We start from the raw sequence: 22550 nt of genomic DNA, 5'->3' as shown, positions 1-22550 counted from the left end.
ACAGCGCTTACTTTTGGTTCTTTATCTATTTTTTTCTTCCCAATTATTGCGGAACTGTTTGCACTTCAACTCAAGGTCATCCAGCATGCCGATGATCCGGTCGATCTCTTCGACACCCGCCGTTTCAGCATCAATGGAATCCAGTACCTGTAGCAGCATATCCACCCGCTGCACAATATACTCTTTCTGAGATGATCTATCTTCAATGGATTTACCCACGGTAACCTCTCCTTTCCTTCATACTGTAACAAAGGATCATTTGTCTGCCAATTTAAACTTGAAATATAGGCTCTTTTTCTTTGCCTCGGATTGAGTTATCATATGGTGTATTTATAGGTTATCGTAACCCTTGATTTTTACCCGTTTATTTAAAAAGGAGTTTTTCAATAATGATGGTAAAACAACCAATTTCCGTTCAATATGACCCTTGGGAAGCCTACATGGATGTGGAACAGTACGGAGCGATGAAACTTACCAATATCGAGGTAACGACCACTACCCTTTGCAACATGAGATGCGCCCATTGTGCTGTCGGATATACCCTGAATGTGAAGGACCCTGAACCGCTTCCGCTCGAACTTCTCATTCGCCGTCTTGATGAAATCCCCGATTTGCGTGCTTTTTCAATTACAGGCGGAGAGCCGATGATGTCCAAAAAATCAGTAGATCAGTATGTGGTGCCTCTTCTTCAATACGCTTCAGCACGAGGAGCACGAACACAGATCAATTCAAATCTAACACTCGATCTCAACCGGTATGAGCCTATCCTTCCATACTTGGATGTTCTTCATATTTCTCACAACTGGGGAACTCCAGAAGATTTTGCTGAGATCGGCTTTGCGGTGATGGAGCGCAAACCCTCCATGGAACAGAGAACCGCTCTTTTTGACCGGATGGTCCATAACGCGCGGGAACTCACAAAAAGAGGTGTCATCGTTTCGGCAGAGACCATGCTGAACAAGACGACACTCCCGTATCTGGAAAAAATTCATGAACATATCCAGGAAATGGGATGTCAACGCCACGAAATCCACCCGATGTATCCCAGCGACTTTGCTAGCTCTCTCCAAGTCCTTTCCCTGGCTGAGACACGCACTGCGATCCATCGGCTACTGGATGTGCGCAATGAGGACGTCTGGATGCTGTTTGGAACACTGCCTTTCTATGCATGCTCTGCCTCCCTTGAAGATCAAGAGCTCCTAAAGCGGTTGTATGCGGAAAAGAACGTTACGGTGCGCAATGATCCGGATGGAAGGTCCCGGCTCAACGTCAACCTGTTTGATGGAGACATCATCGTCACTGACTTTGGCGACACCCCTTCACTCGGAAACATTAAAGACACAACTTTTTTAGAGGCCTATAACAAATGGAACAGAACTGAAACGGCGAAATCACTGAGCTGTCACTGTCCTGCCGTAAAATGCCTCGGTCCTAACCTGCTTGTGAAGGATACGTACTATAAAGATTGGGATTTCCCTCTACTTTCTTCCAAAATATAACTATTTAAAAAGTTATAAACTTTACATTAGTAAGTTTTGAGAGTATTATCAAAGGAAAGACTATATCTAACAGGCTTTTTCAGTCACAAAAAGATCAATGCAATGAGGTGAATGATTGTATGGATTACAATACCATGTGTCCCAAATATGAAGTGACCATAGATATTATCGGAAAAAAATGGACGGGTTTGATCATCCGTGTCTTATTGGGAGGATCGCGAAGGTTCAAAGATATAAAAAAGCAGATTCCTGAGATGAGTGACCGAATGCTCACCGAACGGATGAAAGAACTCGAAGCAGTAGGGATCGTTGCCCGCCACGTCTATCCCGAAACACCTGTTCGGATCGAATATGATTTGACCGAAAAAGGAAAATCCCTTCGTTCTGTCATTGATGCGATTCAATGCTGGAGTGAAGAGTGGGTTGAGGATTGCGAACTGCAAAAATAAAACAGCTCCTTAAAAGGAGCTGTTTTTTTACATATTGGAAGAATGAAATTTGAACGATACATGTTCTTGAACCGGAATCCAAGCCCCAATTCCCTGCTGGGTAACATTTTGCACTTCAAGCTTTCTTTTGCTGCCTTGCAATACAATGTATACTTCCCCATACGTCACTCTTCCTCTTTCATTTACAGCCGGTACATAGCTTGCCAAGTATCCGACCTGCTTAGGAGCAATGTTATACACATTGCCTTTTCTTGTTCCAGCCCCCACATTTGTCTGGAAAGACAGGGGGAGTTTTGTTTTATCTCCTGCCGTAATCAGCATCATTTTCTTCACTGCATCACTGTTCGGTATTTCAGCCGTCAAACCTCCCGTTACCCGCTTATGGGCCTGCTGCTGATACCGGAGTTGTGCCAGCGATTTTCCGCCGCGGTTATCAACACGGTTTAAATTAATCTGCTGATACTCCCAGTTCACCGTTGTTTCAGTTGACTGATAGGACAACGGCCATTGACCAAGGAAAATTCTCGCTCTGTACCCGATTGCCAATTTGGATGGATGAATCACAGATTCGTTTAAAATGCGAATTAAATCTGGATTGGTAATAGCTACATTCGAGGTTTTCAGCATGGACTTAGCCAGCTTGCTCGGCTCTAAATAAGGCAGATCCTGAGCGGAATTGGGATACGTATTTTCTTTTGAGATGCTGACAACAGAGTTAGGTATTCGGGCTGGGGACGCTGCAGCGGCATCCGTTTGGGCCAGCAAGGAAAAAAACATGATTATAACAAGAAATGTGCGGTTCCATTTCATAAGATTTGCCTCCTTTTATACCCCTATTTTTTTCTTGTTGAAGAAATTTATCCATACACGAGGAATAGCAATTTTTTACAACAAAAAAGAAACCTGGAAACGGGATTACAGGCTGTTTTTTACAAAATTCACAGTTTAAAAAGGCATAAAAAGGATATTCATTGTAGAATAGGAGTACATTTGAAAAAAAGGATGTATTGCTATGGCTGTTTTAACAAGATCGAAATTCTCTGTGTTGGTAAGTATCGTTTTCATCTCAGGGTTTTCGCAGGGGATGCTCCTCCCCTTAATTGCGATTCTTCTGGAGGAATCAGGAACGTCTTCTACGTTGAATGGATTAAATGCAACCGCCCTCTATATCGGTATTGTTCTTGCCTCGCCATTTATTGAAAAACCGATGAGGACATTCGGGTATAAAAAAATTATTGTAACGGGTCTGATCTTGGTTACTGTTTCTTTATTTTTATTTCCATGGTGGAAAACGTTCTGGTTCTGGTTCGCGCTGCGCATGATCATCGGAGTGGGCGACCATATGCTCCATTTTTCTACCCAGGTATGGGTGACCTCCAACAGCCCTGCCGATAAAAGAGGCCGGAACATCGCACTTTACGGGATCGCATTTGGTGCTGGATTCGGGATCGGTCCATTGATGACACGTTTAGCGGATTCAAGTGAAGCTTTTCCTTTTTTGGTTTCGGGAGGTTTCTGCCTGGTCTCCCTCTTCGTTATGTCCTTTATCCACAATGAATACCCGGTATCAGCCAGTTCTAAAGAAGCTGGCATGAATACGGTGAGCCGCTACCGGGAAGTCATCCGCTTATCATGGGTTGCTTTGCTTCCGGCATTTGGCTACGGGTTTCTTGAAGCCACACTAAACGGTTCCTTTCCTGTTTATGCACTAAGGCATGGAATTCCCATTGATTGGGTATCCATCTTGCTGCCTTCTTTTATTATCGGAAGTCTCGTGTTTCAGCTTCCACTCGGATTATGGAGCGACCGATTTGGCAGAAGGAATGTTCTGCTCGTCTGCCTTCTCATCGGATTTGCCGCATTCACTGCAACCTTGTTTGCCGGAGGGAGTATGCCGGTATTCCTGATGCTGTTCTTTATCGCCGGTATGTTTGTCGGATCCTTATTTTCTTTAGGCATTACCTATATGAGCGATTTGCTCCCTATGCATCTTCTTCCGGCAGGCAATATTCTAGCAGGTATTGCGTTCAGTGCAGGAAGTATGAGCGGCCCTCCCATCGGTGGATACTTCATAGAAATATTTGAATCCGGTGCGTTTGTCTACGCTATCAGCGGCATGCTGCTCACCTTATTGGTCGTCACCTCTATTCACAAGGGATCCGGCATTCGTTCCGCTTCTGAAAAAAACGTGTCCTGAAAGGCCAATAATTAAAGCGCTGGGAATACATACTATAGAAAGCAATATTTTTGCATTCTCGGCGAAAATTCCTTATACTATAATTGAAATCAAATAATAATTATTATAAATAATTTTGATAAAAAAGGAGCTATTATTCATGAGATTACGTGATGAAATGCCTGAACTGAATGGTGCAACTGAATGGTTAAATGGAGAAGTAACCAAATCCGACCTGATCGGCAACAAACCTACACTCATTCATTTTTGGTCTGTAAGCTGCGGACTCTGTAAAGAAGCAATGCCAAACATCAATCAATTCCGTGATGATTACAAAGACGAACTAAACGTAGTAGCTGTTCATATGCCTCGTTCCGAAAAAGATCTGGACCTCGAGCAAGTAAAAGAAGTTGCAAAGGAACACGATATCACTCAGCCGATCTTTGTCGATAATCAGCACAAGCTCACCGACGCATTTGAAAACCAATACGTACCTGCTTATTATGTATTCGATAACGAAGGCAAACTCCGCCACTTCCAAGCTGGCGGCGATGGCATGAAAATGCTAACTAAACGTGTGAACCGTGTACTCGGAAAAGAAACAAAATAAGCGTTTAAGATACCCTCTTGCTGGTCCTTCGAGCAAGAGGGTATTCTTTTTGCCCATATGAGCCCTATTAAAAAAGGCAGCCGTCTTTCCCGGCTACCTTTTTCTTTTCAGTATGTTATTTTCAATAATTCGGTAGATCAGCGCACATAGCTTAAACACAGCGAGTCCGACCATTGTTCCAAACCCGTTCAACAGAATATCATCAATATCGAAAATTCGATGAGCGTAATTATATTGAATGACTTCAATTATAGAGCTTGTCCCAAACCCAATCACAAACATGAGTCCCCACTTAGACAGCGACCGGTTGATCAGCGGCGGCAGAAAGCCTAATGGGAAGAATAGAATAACGTTGCCGATTATATTTTTAAAAATCAGCCAGTAATCCCGGCTTTTCCACATTAATCGGATGCTGTCAAAAAGCACAAGGTTCATGGATTTCCCGTACACGTAATGGTTGTAAGTAAACAGGGTCGCATAGATCAGAATCGCCAAATACCCGATGAACATAAGCCAGCCGATATTTCTCCATTTTATCCTGGCTCTTCTCTTGTTGAGCTTTTTGTTCTTCTTCATCATCATTCTCCATTCACGTGCTTAATGCCGGCCAATGGCATGACAAATGTTGAGTCAGCTCAAAAAGCCCCGTCCATTATACCATATGATATCAATAAGTATTCATGCATGAAGGTGTCTTTTTGTCCAACAAAAAAACCGCCAAATGGCGGTATCCTTCTCAATCCTTATTTGGTTTTCGTCAATAGGCCTCTTTCATACGCCCGGTCGATCTTGAACTTATGAACCGTTGCATTGATTACTCCTCCTAGGATAATGACAAGTCCGGTTAAATAAAACCAAAGCATGAGAACGATGATGGCTCCAAGGCTTCCGTATGTTGCGGAATAGTTGCCGAAGCTGTCTACGTAGAAGGCGAAGCAAAGTGACACAATGAGCCAGGCAACTGTGGAAAATATGGCGCCATACCATACTTCACTATATTTAAGCCGCTTGCATGGCCCCATAAAATACAAGACTGAAAAAACAAGAGCGATAACGACAAAACTGATCAGCCACCTGAGCAGCGCCCACATGCTTAAAAAGAATTGATCTAATCCAAGGTAAGAGAAGATAAACTCTCCGAGCATTTTTCCGAAAACAGGAAGAATCAAGGAGACAACGATCGAGATGATCAATCCAATGGTAAGAAAAATTGCTAAAGTTCTTGCCATAACAAATGAGCGGCATTCTTCGACTCCATAAGCTTCATTTAATGCTTTAATCACCGCGTTGACTCCATTGGATGCTGACCATAGGGTAGCGATGATCCCAAAAGATAGCAGTCCGCCTTTTTTTGATTCCATCACTGTTTTAAGATTTTCTCTGATTAAATCCATCGATTCACCAGGTACGACGTTATTCAGAACTTTAACAGCCTCTTCCGGAGAAATAAAGATTCCTCCCAGGGTTATTAAAAAAATCAGAAAAGGAAAAAGCGACAGCAAAAAATAATAGGCAAGCTGCGCAGCCAGATCGGGAACATTACTCTTTTTAAAACTGTGCAAAAATTCAATGCCGAATGACTTTGGGGATATATACTTAAGTTCATGGAACAATTTCATCCGTTTCACCTCGCTGCATCAAACGATCCATATACTGAAAAAATAAGGGCAACTTAATAGCTGCCCTCGTTTGGAGTAACGACATGCGGTTTGTTTTGAAGGTCGGAATAAGATGGGGCTGTATTTGCATCCGTATCACTTACTTCACCCACCACATCTTTTCCATGCTCTTTAACATCCTGGCCCGCATCCTTCAATTTACTTCCTATTTTTACCAGCTCGCTGCTGGCTCCTCTTACTTGCTGCATAGCTTCAATAGAGGTATTTTTCACTTCTTCCATTGTCGACATGAGCTGTTTAATATCATCCATCACATCGCTTACGGCTGAAGATGCGGATTGGAAAGTTTCTTTTACCCCTCCAGCGAGCGATTGAGGATTTTCCCTCACATTTTTTGCGATCGTCACTGTCTGGTCTTTTACATCCAATGTTTTACGTTTTACCGTTTGCCGTGTAGGACGGTCAAGCATAGCAATTGCCGCTCCCACTGCTGCTCCAATGAGGAGCCCCTTTACAAGTTTACTGTCGTTTCTTTCATACGTATCAAATGTTTTGTACGCCATAAAAACATCTCTCCCTTATATTAAAGTACCTTTTAGTATGTTTTACATTCCCTGTGGTTGGAACAAAAAAACATTTTTTTGTTTTTGTTTATTTTTTTAAAGGGATGGGTATCTTAACGGTACAACACAATACCAAAACAAAATTTTCAAAGGAGGAACACACGAAATGAGTTTTCTTTGGGCACTTATTATAGGTGGTATCATTGGTTGGTTAGCAGGAGTGATTACAGGACGTGACGTTCCTGGCGGAATCATTGGAAACATTATCGCTGGTTTTGTCGGTGCGTGGCTTGGAGGATTAATCCTGGGAGATTGGGGTCCTGATGTAGCAGGTTTCGCCATTGTTCCAGCCATTATTGGTGCAATCGTCGTAGTATTGATCGTCAGTGCCATCCTTCGTGGTATGAGACGAAACGCATAACTATAAAAAGAAACGGTACGCCCTATGGGCGCACCGTTTTTTTATTTGCCGAAATCCTTTTTAAATACAAAACTCACCCGTCGGTATTCCATTTTGTCTTCATAAAAGCGATGGGCATCTTCCCTCGCCAAACCTGAGGATAGCGCTACACAGTTACAGTTGTTGTGAACAGCAAAAGACTCGATGAACGAAAGAAGTTCTTTTCCATGGCCTTTTGATCGAATATGTTCATCTGTCACCAGATCATAGACCCATACATGCTTGCCATAATAAAGGTTTGTCTGAATAGCAAATCCTGCAACTGCTGCCAGTTTTTCATCATCAAAACAGCCAAACAACGTATATCCGTTGGTCTGCATCTCCTCATACAGAGAAACAAATAATGGCTCAGTTAAATGCGGACGAAGCTGCTTCATCACAGAAAAGGCTTCCTTAACTTCTGTTTCCGTCGAAAGCTGGCGTATGATCCCCATTCTTCCCTCTCCTCTACAATTTTTCGCGGGCTTCAATATCTTCAAGTAATTTACGGCAGCCCTCTGACACCAAGTCATAAACCTCATCAAAGTTTCCGGTAAAATAAGGATCTGGGACATCTTGCATTTTACTGTCAGAAACATAATCCATCAGCCTTGCCACATGGTTCACCGGTACATTGCCAGCCATCCGCTGAAGATCTCCAATGTTTTTAGCATCCATCCCGATAACATAGTCATATTCCGTAAGATCTCCAGCAACAACCTGCCTTGCTTTTAATCCTTCAAAGGATATGTTCTTCTCCGTCAATAAATTTCGTGTACCTTCATGCGGAGGTTCTCCGACGTGCCAGTTACCCGTTCCAGCTGAGTCTACTGAAATCTTTCCATCCAAGCCCTTTTTTTGTACCATATCCTTGAATATCGCTTCAGCCATAGGCGAGCGGCATATATTGCCAAGACAAACAAATAATACTTTAACCATAGATAATCCCCCATCTCTTTAGTTCTGCTACATTCAAGTATACCGTTAATAATGTAAAAAAATAAGGAGAACTCATCCGGCAGTACTATAATGAAATAAAAAAGGAGATGAGCGACATGGCAAAGCGACAAGTACTTGAACAGCTTGCTGAATGGATCAAAGGTTCATCCTACACCCTTCTGTTAACCGGGGCTGGAATGTCAACCGAGAGCGGCATACCCGATTTCAGATCCCAAAACGGTTTATGGAAAAATTACGACCCTGCCTATGTGTCGTCGGTTGATGCTTTGGAGGATCACTATAAGCTGTTTCACGAATTTTATACGCTAAGACTGCAGGACATTGAGACCCGTATTCCGCATCAAGGATATGAAGTATTATCCCGGTTACAGGAACAACGCCTGATCCATGCGATAGCTACTCAGAATGTTGATGGTTTTCATCTCCGTTCGGGCGGCCGGAATGTTCATGAACTTCACGGGTCTTTAAGCAGGATTTACTGCCACGCGTGCAGCCAAGAACATTCAATTGAAGCATTTAAAAAAGGAACTGCGTGTTCCTGTGGAGGGAAACTTCGTCCATCAATCGTTCTCTTCGGAGAGATGCTGCCGGAACCAGTCTGGGAGCAAGCGATTGCGGCCATAGAGCAATCTGATTTGGTAGTGGTCATCGGAACCAGTTTACAAGTCTATCCCGTGAATCAGCTTCCTTCTATGACAAAAGGAAGGACAGCATTAATTAATCAAGAGCCAACAGCAATGGATCATGTTTTTGATCTATCCATCTATTCGAGTGCAAAAGAATCATTAATAGAATTAGAAAAGCTTCTTGATCGCTAAATTTTCGTCAGATAAAATAAGGAAATCCTCTTAAAGAGGATTTCCTTTTATCTTTAATCAGGAATAACCTTTACAAAATAATTGCGGGAACGCGGACCGTCAAACTCACAGAAATAAATCCCCTGCCACGTGCCAAGGACAAGATCACCTTGATGAATAAAAACCACTTGTGAGGATCCGACTGTACTCGCTTTTAAGTGGGAAGCTGTGTTGCCTTCACCATGCCGGTACTTCGGATGCTCCCAAGGGTATACCTCATCGAGCCTCATCAGCATGTCTGACTTAACATCGGGATCTGCATTTTCATTAATTGTTATCCCGGCTGTCGTATGGGCACAATACACATGAAGCAGCCCTTCCTGCACGCCCTGCTCTTGAACGTAGGCACGCACCGTATCCGTGACATCCATCATTTCATCCCGTTTATGTGTCTGTATTGTGAATTTTTGCAGCAAAAATGATCACCTCGCTATGTTTTTCCGTTATCTTATAAACATTACCATTCTGGATATTTATCAAACCCCTTAAAAGGATAGGGACCACAGTCCCTTGAAATGAGTAGCAAATAAAAGAGCTGCCCATATGGCAGCTCTTTTCTATTTACGATTGACACGAGTACGGTCACCTGCGATTTTTTTCCACTTTGATTTTTCAGCGAGTGCCGCACGCTGATCTTCCTTACGTGCCAGGAAAGCCAGCTCTCTTTGCAGTTTAACATAGCTGTTATACCGCGCTTCATCAAGTGTTTCATCCTTGATGGCTTTTTGAACGGCACAGCCTGGTTCATTGCTGTGGCTGCAATCCCGAAACTTGCATTGCGCAGCAAGCCCTTCGATGTCCGAAAAGCTGTGTCCCACTGCTTCATCCGCTTCCCACAGCTGCAGCTCCCGCATTCCAGGGGTATCAATGACAATCCCCCCGTTTTTTAACAGAATGAGTTCTCGGTGAGTTGTCGTATGCCTCCCTTTATCATCGTCTTCTCTGATCGTTTTTACTTCCTGTTTCTTTTCACCGTAAAGCGCATTCGTCAATGTGGATTTTCCTACTCCGGAAGAACCGAGCAGGGCAACGGTTTTGCCCTCTTCCAGATAAGCGGAAAGCTGCTCCAGCCCCTCTTCTTTTTCCGCACTGATCGCATGGATGGGAACACCCATCGCCACCTCTTCCACTTCCCTGATTTTTTCATCGATATCATCACAAAGGTCAGCTTTACTAAGTACAATCACCGGGTTCGCTCCGCTTTCCCATGCCATCAGCAAGTATCTTTCTATCCGTCTTAAATTAAAATCGGTATTCAGTGCATTGACGAGCAGAACCGTATCCACGTTTGCCGCTACTATCTGCTCTTCTGTCGTATGTCCTGCCGCTTTTCTTGAAAATTTACTTTTACGCGGAAGAATCGCATGAATGGAAGCTTTGTTCTCCTCTGGCCTAGCGGCAATTACAACCCAATCCCCAACAGCAGGGTAATCCTGACGTTCAGATGCCAAATGGCGGAGCTTTCCCGTCACCTCGGCGAGGAGCTCCCCGTGCTCTGTGAATAAGCGGTACATGCCCTTATGCTCAAGTGCCACCTTGCCGACTGAAAAGTTTTCTTTATCAAATGCTGTGAATGGTTCTTGAAAAAACAGGTCCCAGCCTAATTGTTTTAAATTCAATTTGTTTTCCTCCAATGATTAAATGATTAATTTTAATAAAATAAAAAAGACCGGCGCACCGGTCTTGATGATTCTGCATAGTCACAGAAATCCAGATCAATAAAAACCCGCGAGCTGTCCACAGCCCACGGGTAAAATCACTTAACCATTGAAATCCTTCAAAGAAATTAAATGTCCATAATACCGGAGGGCTGAGATATGAAATTAACATAAATAGTGGCGTATTCTGTAACAATGCTCATATAACATACCTCCTTAAAGACTCTTTAATAATCTAACTATAGTATAAGTATGCAGGATTTGTAAATGGGTTATTCAAAAATTCAAAAAATAAACCTGAACAGCCTTAGCCATTCAGGTTATTTATGGTTTATCTGTGACGGATCCAGATGGCACCTGCAGAATTGTCTTTCGCTTCACCGATCACGTGGAACTGCAAGCCAAGGTTAGGAACCTTGCGCCCAGCGTCATCGATGACACCGTCTTCTGCGCTGCCATTATAATCTGTCATATCGATGTATTGTTTGGAATCATCGAATGAAGTTACGCCTTTGGAACCTTTGTAGTCAAAGATTCCTCTGGAAGGTGAGTTGATATACCAAGCCGGAGCTTTGTCAAAAGAGAATGCAGCATCTGCAACTTGGTAACGTGTAGAATCTTCAACTGTAGGCTTGCCGTTTAAAGTACCGACGATCGCTTTTGGATGAGAATCTACTACTCCTAAGAAACCTTCACCTGGATGCGGGCCGGTCCAGTTATCGGAGAAACTGTCATCTGCATACCATACAAGCATACCGGTATTGTATTTTACACCGCGGGCAAATTGAAGGGCTTTATCTGCTCCAGCGTAGTTTCTCCACTCGATGTAATAGTTGTTCTTCTTGAAGTCGATGCCGTCAGAGACCTTAGCACCACCGGAGAATGTTAATTTTGGAGTTCCTTCAGCGTCATCTGAAAGTACAACATTTCCATCTACATTTACAGCCAGGTTATCCATGGCAAAGCCGTTCATCGCAAGGCCGCCATCTGTAACATATTCAAATTGAACTTTAACTTTTTGGCCTTTATAAGAAGAAAGGTCATATGACTTGTCGACCCATTGGCCCTTCGTTGTATCAGCGCCATTGTCTTCATCTACAATTTCATCACCAAATGTGTCAATCGTTTCGGTTGTTCCGTCAGCTTTTACGACTTTAACATATAGGTAGTCATAATCTGCTTCAATTTCATAAAGTGTTTTAAAGTCGATTTTTGCATTTGTTGCATTAGTCAAATCAATCTCCGGCGTCGTCATCGCCGTATGAAGATCATCACCTTTTGTACTGTAAAAATATTTCTGGCCGAAAGCTGGTTTAATGCCTTGAACCCTTTTATCCGGCAAGTTTACTTTTACGATACCCGGATTGTTCGATTTGGTTACAGATTGATCCACCTTTGTAAGAACGCCAATTTTGTTGATCTTGCTGTAATCAACTTCCTGAATGTTGGCCCAGTTTCCGCCAATGGTTTTTTGGAAGAAATCTTTGTTTTGTGGTGAAAAACTTGTTGGTGTTGTTCCTGCAATATTTCCGTTCCAGCTTCCGCCGCTCATAATAGACCAGGAAGCTACCGGTTCACCGTCACCGGTATATTGAGTATCATACTCATCCGGGAGTCCTAGATCATGGCCAAATTCGTGGGCGAATACCCCGACTGCTCCATCTTCCGGTTCTACCGTATAATCAAAGGCAGCCATTTGCCCTTTCCAATAATCAACGCTGGCTTTTGTATCTGCAACCGGATACACGCTTCCAAGGTTCCAGCGGTGAGACCAGATCGCATTGTCGCCAAGCTTTCCGCCGCCAGCTTCCTGTCCACTGCCTGCATGGATAACCATCAAGTGGTCGACTAATCCGTCCGGTTCGTTAATGTTTCCATCGCCATCAATATCATAGATATCAAGATTGTCATAGTCTGCTAGATTGATTCCAGCCTTAACCGCCGCATTCAATGAGTCCTTAATGAAATCACGCGGCCCTAACGGCAGCTGATTATCATTGCCGCCTTTTGGTGAGTCATCACCATAATCAGCCGCTTTTCCAGGAACAGTGAGCCACGGAGATACCGTACCTTCTACTGTATAACTCCCGCCGGATTGCTCTTCGTAATATTGTTTAAATGTCTCTACCTTTGAACCGTCAAACAGTTCGAACGGCTTGTCCCCGAACAGCATGTCTTGATAGTGCTTCTGGTTAAAATCCTTCGCATACATATAACCAGGCTCTTGCTCGACGTTATTGTGCTTGAAATCAGAGTACTCGGCCAAAAGCACAAGCACCTTATCTTTTCGGACGGGTCCGTTGTATTTTTTCCCTTTAGCCGGGTCTACTTTTACAAACCCATTCGGAAGACCTTTTTGGATTGTAGAGTGGCTATTGTTCAATTTTTTTGATAGCTTCTGTTTTTGTTTATAAAGGAAATCTTTTGCCTTAAGGTCAAAATTTTTCTTGCTTGATGATGCAGAAGTGCTTACCTGCACTCCGCCAACTTTTTCATTTTTTCGTGCTATGTACTTCTGAACAGCTTTAGCGGTATCCACTTTTGAAGCATCTTTTGAAATAACCCCGCGGTCTTTCAAGGCTTTTGCAAGTCTGTCCTGATCCACAACGTTTAAATCGATGGGTGCAAATGCAGACGATTTCCCCTTGTCTGGCTGTGCATCGCTAGCAAATGCTGCAGGTGACATTAGACTCAGCGAAAGCCCGGCAATTAAGAGCGATGAGCCCAATTTCTTAGACCAATTTCCCAATTTAACCCCTCCTGTTTTGAACAGCATGAATTTTCTGTAATCTATCTTTCTAAACGTAACATATTACTTAGGTAAAGAGGATTGTACTATATTACTAAAATAGCAAATATTTCTTATAACTTATTAGGTCTAAAGTTCTACAAAGCCCTTCCATTTAAAAATAGAAGAGCTTTATAGATTACTTATAGATTACTTATAGATTACAATTGCTCCTACTGAATCATCAGATGCTTCCCCATTCACACGAACCTTCAGACCATAATTGCCTATATTGCGGCCCGCATCCTGCATAAATGGATTCGCAAATGATTTGCTGTCGTCAAACAATGATACTGCTGATTGACTTGGTGCAGACAACATTTGAACACCTGGGTAATCAATTTTCAGACCAGAAGTTTTATCCAGTCCAAAAGCTGCATCCGCAATATGAAAGCTTGTGCTTGCCTCTGCTCCAGTGTTCCATTTCAAATCATTAATATGAGAGTCGACTACGCCGAGGAATCCATCTCCAGGGTGAACGCCTGTCCAGTTGTCAGTATAGGTAGGATCCACATACCAAACGACAAGACCGCCATCATAGCTCATAAGAGAGCGTCCGCGTTTGATGTGGGCAAGACCCTCATCGACACCTTGATGATTTCTCCATTCCAGCAAATAGTAGTGATCGCTGTACTTGTTGCCGTCTGACTTTTCAAAGCCTTTCAGCGTAAATGCAGAAGGATCTTTTTCAGCTCCATCATCTACTAAAGCTGTTCCGTCAGCTACGACTTTAATGTTATCTGCGAAGAATCCGGCTTGGCTTGTACCCCAGTCTGTTGCCGAACGAAGGCGAAGCTGGATTTTCTTGCCTTTATATGCAGACAGATCAAAGGACTGGGACTGCCATCCGTTAGAGTTACCAGTAAATCCTGGCATAGAATTAAGAATGGTAGGATAGCCTTCAGGAACAACGTCAGAACGCGTGTTGTTGTTTCCTAGCGATTTCCATGTAGCCCCATTGTCATCTGAAACTTGTACAAAAGCAAAATCCCATTGTTCCTCAATGTCATACCAAGCATCAAATGTAAGAGTGGCAGATTGCTTGCCTGTCAGATCTACGTTCGTCACCATAGAGTTGTCGATCTCGTCTGCCTGGCCGCCCCAGAACTGATAAGAGCCTGTTTTTGGTGTGTTGATTGGCGTCTTTTTCTTCGGCAGATTCACTTGAATAGCCTGATGATTATCACCATTTGGTGTATTGGCCTGATCTAAAAGGAATTGTGCTCCTTTAGTCGACAAATCTTTCCAGTCAACAATAGTAGGATTTGTCCAGTTTCCGCCAAGGGTAGTTTGGAAATAAGATTTCGCCCATGGAGAGAATCCAGTCGGTTCTGTACCTGGCACTTTACCAGCCCAAGATCCACTTGACATGATGGACCAGTATCCAACCGCTTCGCCAGTTCCAGAGTAAATCGTGTCGTATTCATCCGGAAGACCAAGGTCATGGCCGTATTCATGTGCGAAAACGCCTGTCGCGCCATCTTCAGGCATCATGGTGTAATCGTAGAATCCAGGAAGCCCTTTTCCAAGTCCGTCCGGATCAAAAAATTTAGCAGAACGGTGGGACCAAATCGCGTTGTTACCGAGTGAACCACCGCCAGCTTCCTGTCCCATACCCGCATGGATAATCTGCAGGTGGTCAACAAGGCCATCCGGCTCCCAATAGTTACCGTCTCCATCTAAATCATGCGGATCTTCTAAATCATAGTCTTGAAGCGGTATTCCAGCATCTACAGCTGCCTTATACACGTCCACTACAAGCTGCTTAGAGCCGCCAGGTGTCACATTGTCATGGCCGCCGGATGCTCTATCCGCACCATAAAATTCAGCATTACCTGGAACCTTCAGCCATCCGTAAGCTTTACCTTCAATGGTATAGGAACCGCCGGATTGCTCTTCATAGTATTGTTTTTGCGAAACAAAATCTTCACCGTTAGGCCCTTTAACTCCATTTTCACCAAAGATCATATCTTCATAATGCTGCAAGTTATAGTCTTTGTAATAGTTATCTGTTTCGTTTGGCTTAATCTTATTATGAGGGGTATCTGCGTATTCAACAGTCAGTGTCAGCAGTTTTCCTTTCCTAATAACCTCTCCTTTTCCGTGGTCATTCACCGGATCAGGCTGCTTCTTGTATTGCCCTTTCTTTTTCCCGTTTCCATGAAGGAGGCCATTTGTGAATCCTTTGAACTCTCGCTGCTTATCAGCAGCTGCGGCTTTAGCTTTTGGAGCAAGAGGATCCTTCTCTTTCACAGCATCCTGTTTTCCTTTTAGTTCAAGGTAAGCATGAAGCGCCTTTTGTTTCTCCTTTTCAGAAGCATCCTTGGAGACGACTCCTTGTCTAACGAGCAAATCTATTAATTTATCAACATTCACAATCGCCGGATCTAGTGCTGAATGACTATTTCCATAATGATTTGAAACCGTTTCCTGCATCGCCGTTTTTGCTTTCGCGTCTAAAGACCCTGTAAACATGGATGTGGAAACTAAACCTAATGATAACCCTGTAATCGTTAGTGATGCTCCCAATCTCTTACTCCACTTTCCCAAATGTACCCCTCCTGATAGAAGATAATGAATATTTTGTTATTTATTTCTATATAAAAGTATCATACACCCGGTAATTTGAAATGCTACTAATTTACCATTGTTAGAATATTTTTACTAGTTTGAAAACACAATTGTGCATACAGAAAGGACTGCCGCCTCATAGGCAAGAGTTCACAAGGTTCTTATGAAGTATTATTGAAAAGAAAAAACCAGGGGAGTATCCCCTGGCTGATTATTACTCGTCTGAAGAATCTTGATCTTCAGTAGCAGTGCGAACAGTTGGCAGAACCACATTCTTATTCATATCGTCTGACTTCTGATCTTGATCTTCTTCTTGATCGGTTTCAGGCGCTACGGCTTTAACCGCAGATTGATCAGAAGCATGTTGTTTTGCTTTTCCGCTGGCTTTTTCAGATGCATTGGACTGGACTTTGTTTTCGATAGAGGCATTTACTTTTTCATCGACTCCATCGTTTTCGCCTTCAAGGTCTTCCGGAACGGTAACAACAATCTCTGTATCCGCTTCTTCCTGATCCTTGACCTGATGTTCTTCTGTTACAGGTTCAGAAGGTTTTACTGCAGGCACGGCATGAACTGCTGAGTTAGGGGCTGCATGTTCTTTTGCATTCTCAGCATGAAGAGCTGCTTGTGAAAAATGTTCCTTCTTTTCCTTCTTTTCCTTCTTTACTTTTACTTCTTTAACAGGCTTCGCCTTTTTAACTTTTTTCGGTTTAACTTTTACAGCTTTCACTTCTTTTTCTTCCTGTTTTTGCACTTTTGGCCTTTTCACTTTTTCTTCATGTTTAACACCATGGACTGCGGAGTGTGTGTTTGCTTTTTCTTTTGCTCTCTCGCTCGCTTTTTGCGGTGCTTGAGGTGTTGTTACATACGTTTTTACTGCTTTTTCACTGTGATGGCCTGGTGCTGCCGAAGTCGCTCCTCCTCCAGCTAATGCTGCGATAGAAAGTGTCCCTGCAAATACGAAAGATTTAATTAACATACCGTTCCATTTTTTCATGATTGATTGCTCCTTCAATTCTTTTTTTATTTTTTTATTTATAAAAGATTTGAAAGAGCATTTCGGGTGGCTGGGATGGAGGAGCATTCACCCATTGGCTTTTAAGAAAATCCTTGTTTAATGCACACAGCAGCATTGCTGAAGAGCCGGTTACCCGATCACTGTCCATTATGTATGCTTTAAAAGTAAACAGAGAGGATGCTTGCCCTCCGCTGTCCCCATTGTGGCCGGCATGGCCGGAAGACGGTGGAGCACCCGGCAGAATCACCTTCGAAGATGGGTTTACAGGAATCTTTTCCGAAAACGGTTTCAAAGGTTTACTCGGCACTTTTTTTCGATGAATCTTGGGTTCATCGTGCTCAGTAACCTTCGCTGTTTTATGGATTTCCCTTTTTACAGAAGCAGCAGACTCAACTTCCTTAAATACATCCACTTTTTCTTTGCCTACCGGACTCGCAACAGCACGTCTCATTTCTTTCTTTTTGTGCTGTACAGGTTGAACAGCCTTCTTGAAATCCCCTTTATTTCGTTCCGGCTCACGGCTGGCTTTTGTAGCTTGAGGAAGTGTATTGGTTTTCTGAGGAGCTCTTTTCACCGCCTTACCCGGACGGTGAGAAGGCAATGCCTTCTTATTTACCTTTTCCTTATGGCTCCTTACTGGTCTTGCAGGTGTCGTCTTTTCTTTCTGATGAGTTCTGGTTTTAACCGTTTTTCTGCTGTTCTTCGTTGGTTTATTCTTATCCTCATCCACTTTATTTACCTTTTGCACCATTTCCAGCTTATTAGGCTGCTTAAAGGAATGTTGATCTTCTTTCGCCGCCGATACTTGCTGCGGAAGGAAGAGCAGAGCCGCGGCAGCAGCTCCTGCGATAAAAAAGCTTATACTTTTCATCTTTTCACCTCCCTTCCTTTTTCTATTTAAAAGATACTGTCGATGGCCGCGTTTTTTGTCGGTGACTTGAAAAAATAGTCGATTATTCCTATAAATGACTTCAATAGGAGGAATGGGAAACACAATGCAAGAATAAAACTTAGAAAAGGAGGGATGAAAGATGGCTGCAAAATCTTTCGTTGAGAAGTATAAAGAAGATCATCAGCATCCCATGAATAAACTTACACATACGATAGGAATACCGATGATCGTTGTCTCGCTGCCGCTCTTATTCTGGTTGTGGAAAACGGCACTCACTCTGTTTATCCTCGGCTGGGTGCTTCAGTTTATCGGACACCTCTTTGAGGGCAAAAAGCCTTCTTTTCTCAGCAACCCCGTCTATCTTCTTGTCGGACCGGTCTGGTACGTTAAAAATATTCTTACAGGAAAAGCCTTTAAAAAAGACCAAACAGAAAAACCGCACCTGTAAAGGAGCGGTTTTATTCATTTTCTATTTACTTCGTTCGATAGCTTCGACAAGCTCGGAAAGCTCTTCCCAGCGGTTCATGGCTTCCTCCAGCTTAGCTGCTACTTCCTGCTGCTCACGGAACAAACCATCGATCGTGCCGAAATCGCTTCCCGCTGATGCAATCTGACATTCAATCTCCTCATGCTTCTCTTCCAATTGAGCAATGACATCCTCAATCGTCTCCCATTCCTTTTGTTCTTTGAAGGACAGCCTGCGTGGTTTTTCCTTCTTCGGTTTGGCCCCAGCGGGAGTCTCTGCTTTTACAGAAGAAGCCAGTTCCTCTTCCTGCCTCTTTTGTTCCAGATAAGCCTTGTAATCCCCGTCAAAGCGCCGGACCTCTCCATTGCCCTCAAGTGCGAAAAGATGTTCCATCGTCCGGTCAAGGAAATAACGGTCATGGGAAACCGTTATGACTGCTCCGGGGAAATGTTCAAGATAATCCTCTAATACCGATAGTGTCTCAATGTCCAGATCGTTCGTCGGCTCATCCAGGAACAGGACATTGGGCTCACCCATCAAAACCCGCAACAGATAGAGTCGCCGTCTTTCTCCACCTGATAATCTCGAAATATAGGTCCACTGTGCACTCGGTGGAAACAAGAACCGTTCAAGCATCTGGGAAGCGGTAATGGCCTGCCCGTCCTTCGTATAAATGACATCCGCCGCTTCACGTATATATTCTATCACCCTCAGATTCTCATCCATTTCCTCATGGTTTTGTGTATAGAATCCCAGTTTAACCGTTGGCCCGGTTTCAACTTGGCCAGAATCAGGCAGTATTTTGCCGGCAAGAATGTTCAGCAATGTGGTTTTCCCGCTGCCGTTCTTACCAATAATGCCGAGTCTGTCGTCAGGCATGACCAGATAGCTGAAATCGGAAAAGAGTGTTTTCTCTCCGAATGATTTTGAAATACCCTCGATTTCCATGACTTTCTTCCCCAGCCTTGCTGAGCCGATCGCCATCTCCATCTGGCCTTTTTGTGCAGGCCCTGTTTGCTCCTGAAGAGCTTCAGCGCGCTGAATTCTCGCTTTCTGTTTCGTTGTACGTGCTTTCGCCCCTCTTCTCAGCCAGGCCAGCTCACGGCGAAGCAGGTTTTGGCGTTTTTGTTCAGATGAGGCTTCACGTTCTTCACGCTCCGCTTTTTTATCCAGAAACATTTCATAGTTTCCTTCATAGCTGTAAAGGTTTCCGCTATCGAGCTCGATCATGCGGTTCGTTACCCGGTTCAGAAAATAACGGTCATGGGTAACCATGAGCAAGGCGCCCCGGTATTTCGCAAGGTAATCTTCCAGCCATTCCACTGTCTCGTTGTCAATATGGTTGGTCGGTTCATCCAAAATAAGCAGATCAGCAGGCTGAATGAGCGCCCTCGCAATAGCGACCCTCTTTTGCTGGCCCCCTGAAAGGGTACTTACCTGCTGTTCCAAAGACGTTATACCCAGTCTGGTCAGGACGGTTTTTGCTGTTGTATTCGTGTCCCATGCATCCATGGCGTCCATCTTCTGCTGCAAAGAAAACAGCTGATTCTGATATTTCTCATTTTCGGGATCGCTTTCCAGACGTTTAATCGCCGTCTCATATTCGCGGAGCAGCTGCATCAGGGGAGAATTTCCGTAGAAGACTGCATCAAGCACCGTCACTCCGTCATTAAAGACAGGAGATTGCGGCAGGTATTCTATATGAAATTCATTGGCGTGCACAATTTCCCCTGTATCTGCAGTCTCCATTCCCGCAATGATTTTAAGAAGAGTTGATTTTCCGGTTCCGTTTACTCCAATGATGCCGATTCTTTGTTTTTCGCTGATCGTGAAGGATATTTCTTTAAATAGCGTTTTGTCCCCATAGCTTTTTGATATATTTTCCACCGATAGTATACTCATTTTCATTCATACCTCATATCATTAGTTATCTGCCTCTATTGTATCAAAGATTAACAAGATGGCTCCAACTAAAGGAATTTTATCGGGTGAAAGGAAACAATTTCAAAAATATGGTTTAATGTAAAGAGATCACGGCAATTAATCTATTGTCCGATTATGGCGAAAGGGGGGAGAAATGTGATGAGGAATGATCCATTTGATGCGGTCGGTATGTTTTTCGGCTTGTTTGGTATTCTTTATGTGTTAGTGGCTTTATTTATGGTTGTATTAACGATCGTTTTTATCTTTAAAGCCATGGGCTTTATGAAACGAAAAAACGAAGCGGACCGCCTTACCAATGAAAGGCTTGAACGTTTGATTCAGCTTCAATCCAAACAGGAAATTGATCCTTATAAGGTTCAGGAATAGTACATAAGAAAAAGGATTACGCAATATAATGCGCAATCCTTTTTTATTGGCCTTGTTAATGCATATTGGTGATATTCTTTCCTAACGGACATCGCATACTGCTGCTTTAAAGAGGCCCTCAAGTCTTTTTTATGACTAACATAGCTTTTTTATTAAAGCTGATCAATCACCATCAAAAATATTAAAGAGGCCTTTGGCGAGGCTTCCTTCATCTTTGGACTGAGGAATCGCCGCGAATACCCTGCTCGCGAGTCTACTGAACGGCAAGGACTGAATCCACACTTTCCCGGGACCTCTTAAGGTAGCAAAGAATAACCCTTCACCGCCGAATAATGCGGTTTTTACTCCCTTTACCATCTCAATGCTATAGTCTATGTCCTTCGTCATCGCAACAAGACAGCCTGTATCCACACGCAGCACTTCTCCAGGCTCCAGTGTTTTTTCATGAATGGTTCCGCCGGCATGAACGAAAGCCGTTCCATCGCCTTCCAGCTTCTGCATGATAAATCCTTCACCGCCGAAAAAACCTGTACCAAGCTTGCGCTGAAGTTCAATTCCTACTGAGACACCTTTAGCGGCAGCCAAAAAAGCATCCTTCTGGCAAATGATCTTACCGCCATGTTCGCTCAAATCCATCGAAATAATTTTCCCCGGGTAAGGTGAAGCGAAGGAAACATGCTTTTTGCCTGAACCTTCATTCGTAAAGGTGGTCATAAACAGACTTTCACCTGTCAGCATCCGTTTACCGGCATTAAACAGCTTGCCCATTAACCCAGACCCTTGGCTTGATCCATCGCCAAAAATGGTTTCCATGCTGATGCCGTCTTCCATCATCATCAGGGCGCCTGCCTCAGCGACCACGGTTTCACTCGGATCAAGTTCCACCTCAACAAACTGCATGTCATCTCCATGAATCTTATAATCGATCTCATGATTGTTCATTTTGTCTTCCTCCTAAAGTATGTAAAAAAGTTACTGCCTCTTATACGGCTGATGACTTATTAAGTTTCACTTTAAGAATACTTCATTCTCCTCCTGTTTTCCTGTTTATAAAAAAACTTCCGAAATTAATAATCGGAAGCTTCCATATGTATCCCTATATGAATGAGTCTTACTGCGCTCCCTTTTTTGCGAGACCGGAACGCAAGGTATGACGAATAAACCATAAATTAATCAGTTCCACTTTCTTATTGTACTCTTTCATGTTCAAAGCGCCTTTCAGGTGTCTTTTTCGAATCAGAAAAAAGTACCTCTCGACAACCTGGCTGTAATCCATGTGATGCTCCTCCTCGCAAGTTACAATTAATAGTCTTCTGTACCCTTTATCGTTTTTTTCTAAGCTCGTTTTCCGCAAATTGGGGCAGACTATTGAAAAAGGAGGGATCATGTCGTTATGTCAGAAAAAGAAACAGATTATGAAGGCCGAAAAGAACTCTACCTCGATATCGACCGGATGATTAACGAAGGCATGGCTGGCGGTTCTGTCGCTCATGAATACGACTTAAAACAGATAAGTTATTCAACTGAAATCGGTGATGCAGAAGAACCCCCAATAAGACAGGATGAAGAAAACAAGTAAAAAAACAATCTGAAAAAGCAGGGTCAATTTGAAGTGACCCCTAAAAGTTAGACACGGTTATTTCATTAGGCAGCTCGCAGGGTATGAGTACGGTAT

General features: G+C 43.3%; 25 protein-coding genes. 9 read left to right on the top strand and 16 right to left on the bottom strand.

Annotation, left to right across the window (positions count from 1 at the left end; translation table 11 throughout):
- Positions 1 to 21: 21 nt before the first annotated feature.
- Positions 22 to 219 (bottom strand): SE1561 family protein, encoded by a 198-nt coding sequence (locus ABHN01_RS09490; RefSeq protein WP_290401317.1) that lies wholly within the window; start codon positions 217 to 219, stop codon positions 22 to 24.
- A gap of 170 nt (positions 220 to 389) precedes the next feature.
- On the opposite strand from ABHN01_RS09490, the gene yfkAB reads away from it, so the two are divergent.
- Positions 390 to 1499, top strand: a complete 1110-nt coding sequence (gene yfkAB, locus ABHN01_RS09485) for a radical SAM/CxCxxxxC motif protein YfkAB (protein WP_429875337.1) — start codon at positions 390 to 392, stop codon at positions 1497 to 1499.
- Between the two features lie 119 nt (positions 1500 to 1618).
- The gene (locus tag ABHN01_RS09480; RefSeq protein ID WP_429875336.1) at positions 1619 to 1948 is read left to right on the top strand and encodes a winged helix-turn-helix transcriptional regulator; all 330 of its coding nucleotides are present in this window, start codon (positions 1619 to 1621) and stop codon (positions 1946 to 1948) included.
- Between the two features lie 27 nt (positions 1949 to 1975).
- On the opposite strand, the gene ABHN01_RS09475 is transcribed toward ABHN01_RS09480, so the two are convergent.
- Positions 1976 to 2758, bottom strand: coding sequence for a YfkD family protein (locus ABHN01_RS09475; protein WP_429875335.1), 783 nt, complete (start codon positions 2756 to 2758; stop codon positions 1976 to 1978).
- A gap of 202 nt (positions 2759 to 2960) precedes the next feature.
- Between ABHN01_RS09475 and ABHN01_RS09470 the strand changes: the two genes are divergently transcribed.
- Both ABHN01_RS09470 and ABHN01_RS09465 read left to right on the top strand, forming a co-directional pair.
- Positions 2961 to 4145 (top strand): MFS transporter, encoded by a 1185-nt coding sequence (locus tag ABHN01_RS09470; RefSeq protein WP_429875334.1) that lies wholly within the window; start codon positions 2961 to 2963, stop codon positions 4143 to 4145.
- Between the two features lie 139 nt (positions 4146 to 4284).
- Complete coding sequence (locus ABHN01_RS09465; RefSeq protein WP_290401313.1) at positions 4285 to 4734, top strand: TlpA family protein disulfide reductase; 450 nt, start codon at positions 4285 to 4287, stop codon at positions 4732 to 4734.
- Between the two features lie 93 nt (positions 4735 to 4827).
- Here ABHN01_RS09465 and ABHN01_RS09460 read toward each other — a convergent pair whose 3' ends face one another.
- The 3 genes from ABHN01_RS09460 to ABHN01_RS09450 all read right to left on the bottom strand — a co-directional run bounded on the left by ABHN01_RS09460 (position 4828) and on the right by ABHN01_RS09450 (position 6916).
- Positions 4828 to 5310, bottom strand: coding sequence for a VanZ family protein (locus ABHN01_RS09460; RefSeq protein WP_429875333.1), 483 nt, complete (start codon positions 5308 to 5310; stop codon positions 4828 to 4830).
- Positions 5311 to 5477: 167 nt separating this feature from the next.
- Positions 5478 to 6353 (bottom strand): YihY/virulence factor BrkB family protein, encoded by an 876-nt coding sequence (locus ABHN01_RS09455; RefSeq protein ID WP_290401311.1) that lies wholly within the window; start codon positions 6351 to 6353, stop codon positions 5478 to 5480.
- Between the two features lie 53 nt (positions 6354 to 6406).
- A complete protein-coding gene (locus tag ABHN01_RS09450; protein ID WP_429875332.1) occupies positions 6407 to 6916 on the bottom strand; it encodes a hypothetical protein in 510 nt (169 codons plus the stop codon).
- Between the two features lie 166 nt (positions 6917 to 7082).
- Here ABHN01_RS09450 and ABHN01_RS09445 point away from each other — a divergent pair, with 166 nt between their 5' ends.
- Positions 7083 to 7337 carry a GlsB/YeaQ/YmgE family stress response membrane protein gene (locus tag ABHN01_RS09445; RefSeq protein WP_290401309.1) on the top strand — a complete coding sequence of 85 codons (255 nt, stop codon included), beginning with the start codon at positions 7083 to 7085 and terminating at the stop codon, positions 7335 to 7337.
- 41 nt (positions 7338 to 7378) lie between these two features.
- Here the strand turns inward: ABHN01_RS09445 and ABHN01_RS09440 are convergent, their stop codons facing one another.
- Positions 7379 to 7810 carry a GNAT family N-acetyltransferase gene (locus tag ABHN01_RS09440; protein WP_290401308.1) on the bottom strand — a complete coding sequence of 144 codons (432 nt, stop codon included), beginning with the start codon at positions 7808 to 7810 and terminating at the stop codon, positions 7379 to 7381.
- 13 nt (positions 7811 to 7823) lie between these two features.
- On the bottom strand, positions 7824 to 8294 hold the full coding sequence (locus ABHN01_RS09435; RefSeq protein WP_290401307.1) for a low molecular weight protein-tyrosine-phosphatase: 471 nt from the start codon (positions 8292 to 8294) through the stop codon (positions 7824 to 7826).
- Positions 8295 to 8410: 116 nt separating this feature from the next.
- Here ABHN01_RS09435 and ABHN01_RS09430 point away from each other — a divergent pair, with 116 nt between their 5' ends.
- Positions 8411 to 9133, top strand: coding sequence for an SIR2 family NAD-dependent protein deacylase (locus ABHN01_RS09430; RefSeq protein WP_429875331.1), 723 nt, complete (start codon positions 8411 to 8413; stop codon positions 9131 to 9133).
- Between the two features lie 53 nt (positions 9134 to 9186).
- On the opposite strand, the gene ABHN01_RS09425 is transcribed toward ABHN01_RS09430, so the two are convergent.
- The 6 genes from ABHN01_RS09425 to ABHN01_RS09400 all read right to left on the bottom strand — a co-directional run bounded on the left by ABHN01_RS09425 (position 9187) and on the right by ABHN01_RS09400 (position 18078).
- A complete protein-coding gene (locus tag ABHN01_RS09425) occupies positions 9187 to 9588 on the bottom strand; it encodes a secondary thiamine-phosphate synthase enzyme YjbQ (RefSeq protein WP_429875330.1) in 402 nt (133 codons plus the stop codon).
- A 141-nt stretch (positions 9589 to 9729) separates the two neighbouring features.
- Positions 9730 to 10791 (bottom strand): ribosome small subunit-dependent GTPase A, encoded by a 1062-nt coding sequence (rsgA, locus tag ABHN01_RS09420; protein WP_429875329.1) that lies wholly within the window; start codon positions 10789 to 10791, stop codon positions 9730 to 9732.
- 370 nt (positions 10792 to 11161) lie between these two features.
- Positions 11162 to 13606: an immune inhibitor A domain-containing protein gene (locus tag ABHN01_RS09415; RefSeq protein WP_429875328.1), complete on the bottom strand. Its 2445-nt coding sequence runs from the start codon at positions 13604 to 13606 to the stop codon at positions 11162 to 11164.
- A 162-nt stretch (positions 13607 to 13768) separates the two neighbouring features.
- A complete protein-coding gene (locus ABHN01_RS09410; protein WP_429875327.1) occupies positions 13769 to 16168 on the bottom strand; it encodes an immune inhibitor A domain-containing protein in 2400 nt (799 codons plus the stop codon).
- A gap of 235 nt (positions 16169 to 16403) precedes the next feature.
- Positions 16404 to 17186, bottom strand: a complete 783-nt coding sequence (locus ABHN01_RS09405) for a hypothetical protein (RefSeq protein WP_429875326.1) — start codon at positions 17184 to 17186, stop codon at positions 16404 to 16406.
- Between the two features lie 34 nt (positions 17187 to 17220).
- Positions 17221 to 18078: a hypothetical protein gene (locus ABHN01_RS09400; RefSeq protein ID WP_429875325.1), complete on the bottom strand. Its 858-nt coding sequence runs from the start codon at positions 18076 to 18078 to the stop codon at positions 17221 to 17223.
- 160 nt (positions 18079 to 18238) lie between these two features.
- On the opposite strand from ABHN01_RS09400, the gene ABHN01_RS09395 reads away from it, so the two are divergent.
- Positions 18239 to 18547 carry an Mpo1-like protein gene (locus ABHN01_RS09395; RefSeq protein ID WP_429875324.1) on the top strand — a complete coding sequence of 103 codons (309 nt, stop codon included), beginning with the start codon at positions 18239 to 18241 and terminating at the stop codon, positions 18545 to 18547.
- A gap of 21 nt (positions 18548 to 18568) precedes the next feature.
- On the opposite strand, the gene ABHN01_RS09390 is transcribed toward ABHN01_RS09395, so the two are convergent.
- On the bottom strand, positions 18569 to 20467 hold the full coding sequence (locus tag ABHN01_RS09390; protein ID WP_429875365.1) for an ABC-F family ATP-binding cassette domain-containing protein: 1899 nt from the start codon (positions 20465 to 20467) through the stop codon (positions 18569 to 18571).
- Positions 20468 to 20644: 177 nt separating this feature from the next.
- Between ABHN01_RS09390 and ABHN01_RS09385 the strand changes: the two genes are divergently transcribed.
- On the top strand, positions 20645 to 20875 hold the full coding sequence (locus tag ABHN01_RS09385) for a hypothetical protein (RefSeq protein ID WP_429875323.1): 231 nt from the start codon (positions 20645 to 20647) through the stop codon (positions 20873 to 20875).
- Positions 20876 to 21037: 162 nt separating this feature from the next.
- Here the strand turns inward: ABHN01_RS09385 and ABHN01_RS09380 are convergent, their stop codons facing one another.
- On the bottom strand, positions 21038 to 21817 hold the full coding sequence (locus ABHN01_RS09380; RefSeq protein ID WP_429875322.1) for a TIGR00266 family protein: 780 nt from the start codon (positions 21815 to 21817) through the stop codon (positions 21038 to 21040).
- Between the two features lie 169 nt (positions 21818 to 21986).
- Complete coding sequence (locus tag ABHN01_RS09375; RefSeq protein WP_156316262.1) at positions 21987 to 22151, bottom strand: hypothetical protein; 165 nt, start codon at positions 22149 to 22151, stop codon at positions 21987 to 21989.
- A 117-nt stretch (positions 22152 to 22268) separates the two neighbouring features.
- Here ABHN01_RS09375 and ABHN01_RS09370 point away from each other — a divergent pair, with 117 nt between their 5' ends.
- A complete protein-coding gene (locus ABHN01_RS09370; RefSeq protein ID WP_053355702.1) occupies positions 22269 to 22454 on the top strand; it encodes a hypothetical protein in 186 nt (61 codons plus the stop codon).
- The last annotated feature ends 96 nt before the right edge of the window (positions 22455 to 22550 follow it).

The organism is Fictibacillus sp. NRS-1165 (assembly GCF_050468105.1).
GTDB classification, from domain to species: Bacteria; Bacillota; Bacilli; order Bacillales; family Fictibacillaceae; genus Fictibacillus_C; species Fictibacillus_C terrinigri.
The sequence above is the reverse complement of the archived record's forward strand: the minus strand, read 5'-3'. Positions and strand labels throughout refer to the sequence as shown.

What these genes read in the sequence shown, in the direction of transcription:
- ABHN01_RS09390 (WP_429875365.1), bottom strand. Translation starts at nt 20,467, where the DNA reads ATGAGTATACTATCGGTGGAAAATATATCAAAAAGCTATGGGGACAAA.
- ABHN01_RS09460 (WP_429875333.1), bottom strand. Translation starts at nt 5,310, where the DNA reads ATGAAGAAGAACAAAAAGCTCAACAAGAGAAGAGCCAGGATAAAATGG.
- ABHN01_RS09405 (WP_429875326.1), bottom strand. Translation starts at nt 17,186, where the DNA reads ATGAAAAAATGGAACGGTATGTTAATTAAATCTTTCGTATTTGCAGGG.
- ABHN01_RS09380 (WP_429875322.1), bottom strand. Translation starts at nt 21,817, where the DNA reads ATGAACAATCATGAGATCGATTATAAGATTCATGGAGATGACATGCAG.
- ABHN01_RS09440 (WP_290401308.1), bottom strand. Translation starts at nt 7,810, where the DNA reads ATGGGGATCATACGCCAGCTTTCGACGGAAACAGAAGTTAAGGAAGCC.
- ABHN01_RS09465 (WP_290401313.1), top strand. Translation starts at nt 4,285, where the DNA reads ATGAGATTACGTGATGAAATGCCTGAACTGAATGGTGCAACTGAATGG.
- ABHN01_RS09395 (WP_429875324.1), top strand. Translation starts at nt 18,239, where the DNA reads ATGGCTGCAAAATCTTTCGTTGAGAAGTATAAAGAAGATCATCAGCAT.
- ABHN01_RS09470 (WP_429875334.1), top strand. Translation starts at nt 2,961, where the DNA reads ATGGCTGTTTTAACAAGATCGAAATTCTCTGTGTTGGTAAGTATCGTT.
- ABHN01_RS09475 (WP_429875335.1), bottom strand. Translation starts at nt 2,758, where the DNA reads ATGAAATGGAACCGCACATTTCTTGTTATAATCATGTTTTTTTCCTTG.
- ABHN01_RS09430 (WP_429875331.1), top strand. Translation starts at nt 8,411, where the DNA reads ATGGCAAAGCGACAAGTACTTGAACAGCTTGCTGAATGGATCAAAGGT.
- ABHN01_RS09455 (WP_290401311.1), bottom strand. Translation starts at nt 6,353, where the DNA reads ATGAAATTGTTCCATGAACTTAAGTATATATCCCCAAAGTCATTCGGC.
- yfkAB (WP_429875337.1), top strand. Translation starts at nt 390, where the DNA reads ATGATGGTAAAACAACCAATTTCCGTTCAATATGACCCTTGGGAAGCC.
- ABHN01_RS09450 (WP_429875332.1), bottom strand. Translation starts at nt 6,916, where the DNA reads ATGGCGTACAAAACATTTGATACGTATGAAAGAAACGACAGTAAACTT.
- ABHN01_RS09375 (WP_156316262.1), bottom strand. Translation starts at nt 22,151, where the DNA reads ATGGATTACAGCCAGGTTGTCGAGAGGTACTTTTTTCTGATTCGAAAA.
- ABHN01_RS09415 (WP_429875328.1), bottom strand. Translation starts at nt 13,606, where the DNA reads ATGCTGTTCAAAACAGGAGGGGTTAAATTGGGAAATTGGTCTAAGAAA.
- ABHN01_RS09445 (WP_290401309.1), top strand. Translation starts at nt 7,083, where the DNA reads ATGAGTTTTCTTTGGGCACTTATTATAGGTGGTATCATTGGTTGGTTA.
- ABHN01_RS09480 (WP_429875336.1), top strand. Translation starts at nt 1,619, where the DNA reads ATGGATTACAATACCATGTGTCCCAAATATGAAGTGACCATAGATATT.
- ABHN01_RS09400 (WP_429875325.1), bottom strand. Translation starts at nt 18,078, where the DNA reads ATGAAAAGTATAAGCTTTTTTATCGCAGGAGCTGCTGCCGCGGCTCTG.
- ABHN01_RS09435 (WP_290401307.1), bottom strand. Translation starts at nt 8,294, where the DNA reads ATGGTTAAAGTATTATTTGTTTGTCTTGGCAATATATGCCGCTCGCCT.
- ABHN01_RS09370 (WP_053355702.1), top strand. Translation starts at nt 22,269, where the DNA reads ATGTCAGAAAAAGAAACAGATTATGAAGGCCGAAAAGAACTCTACCTC.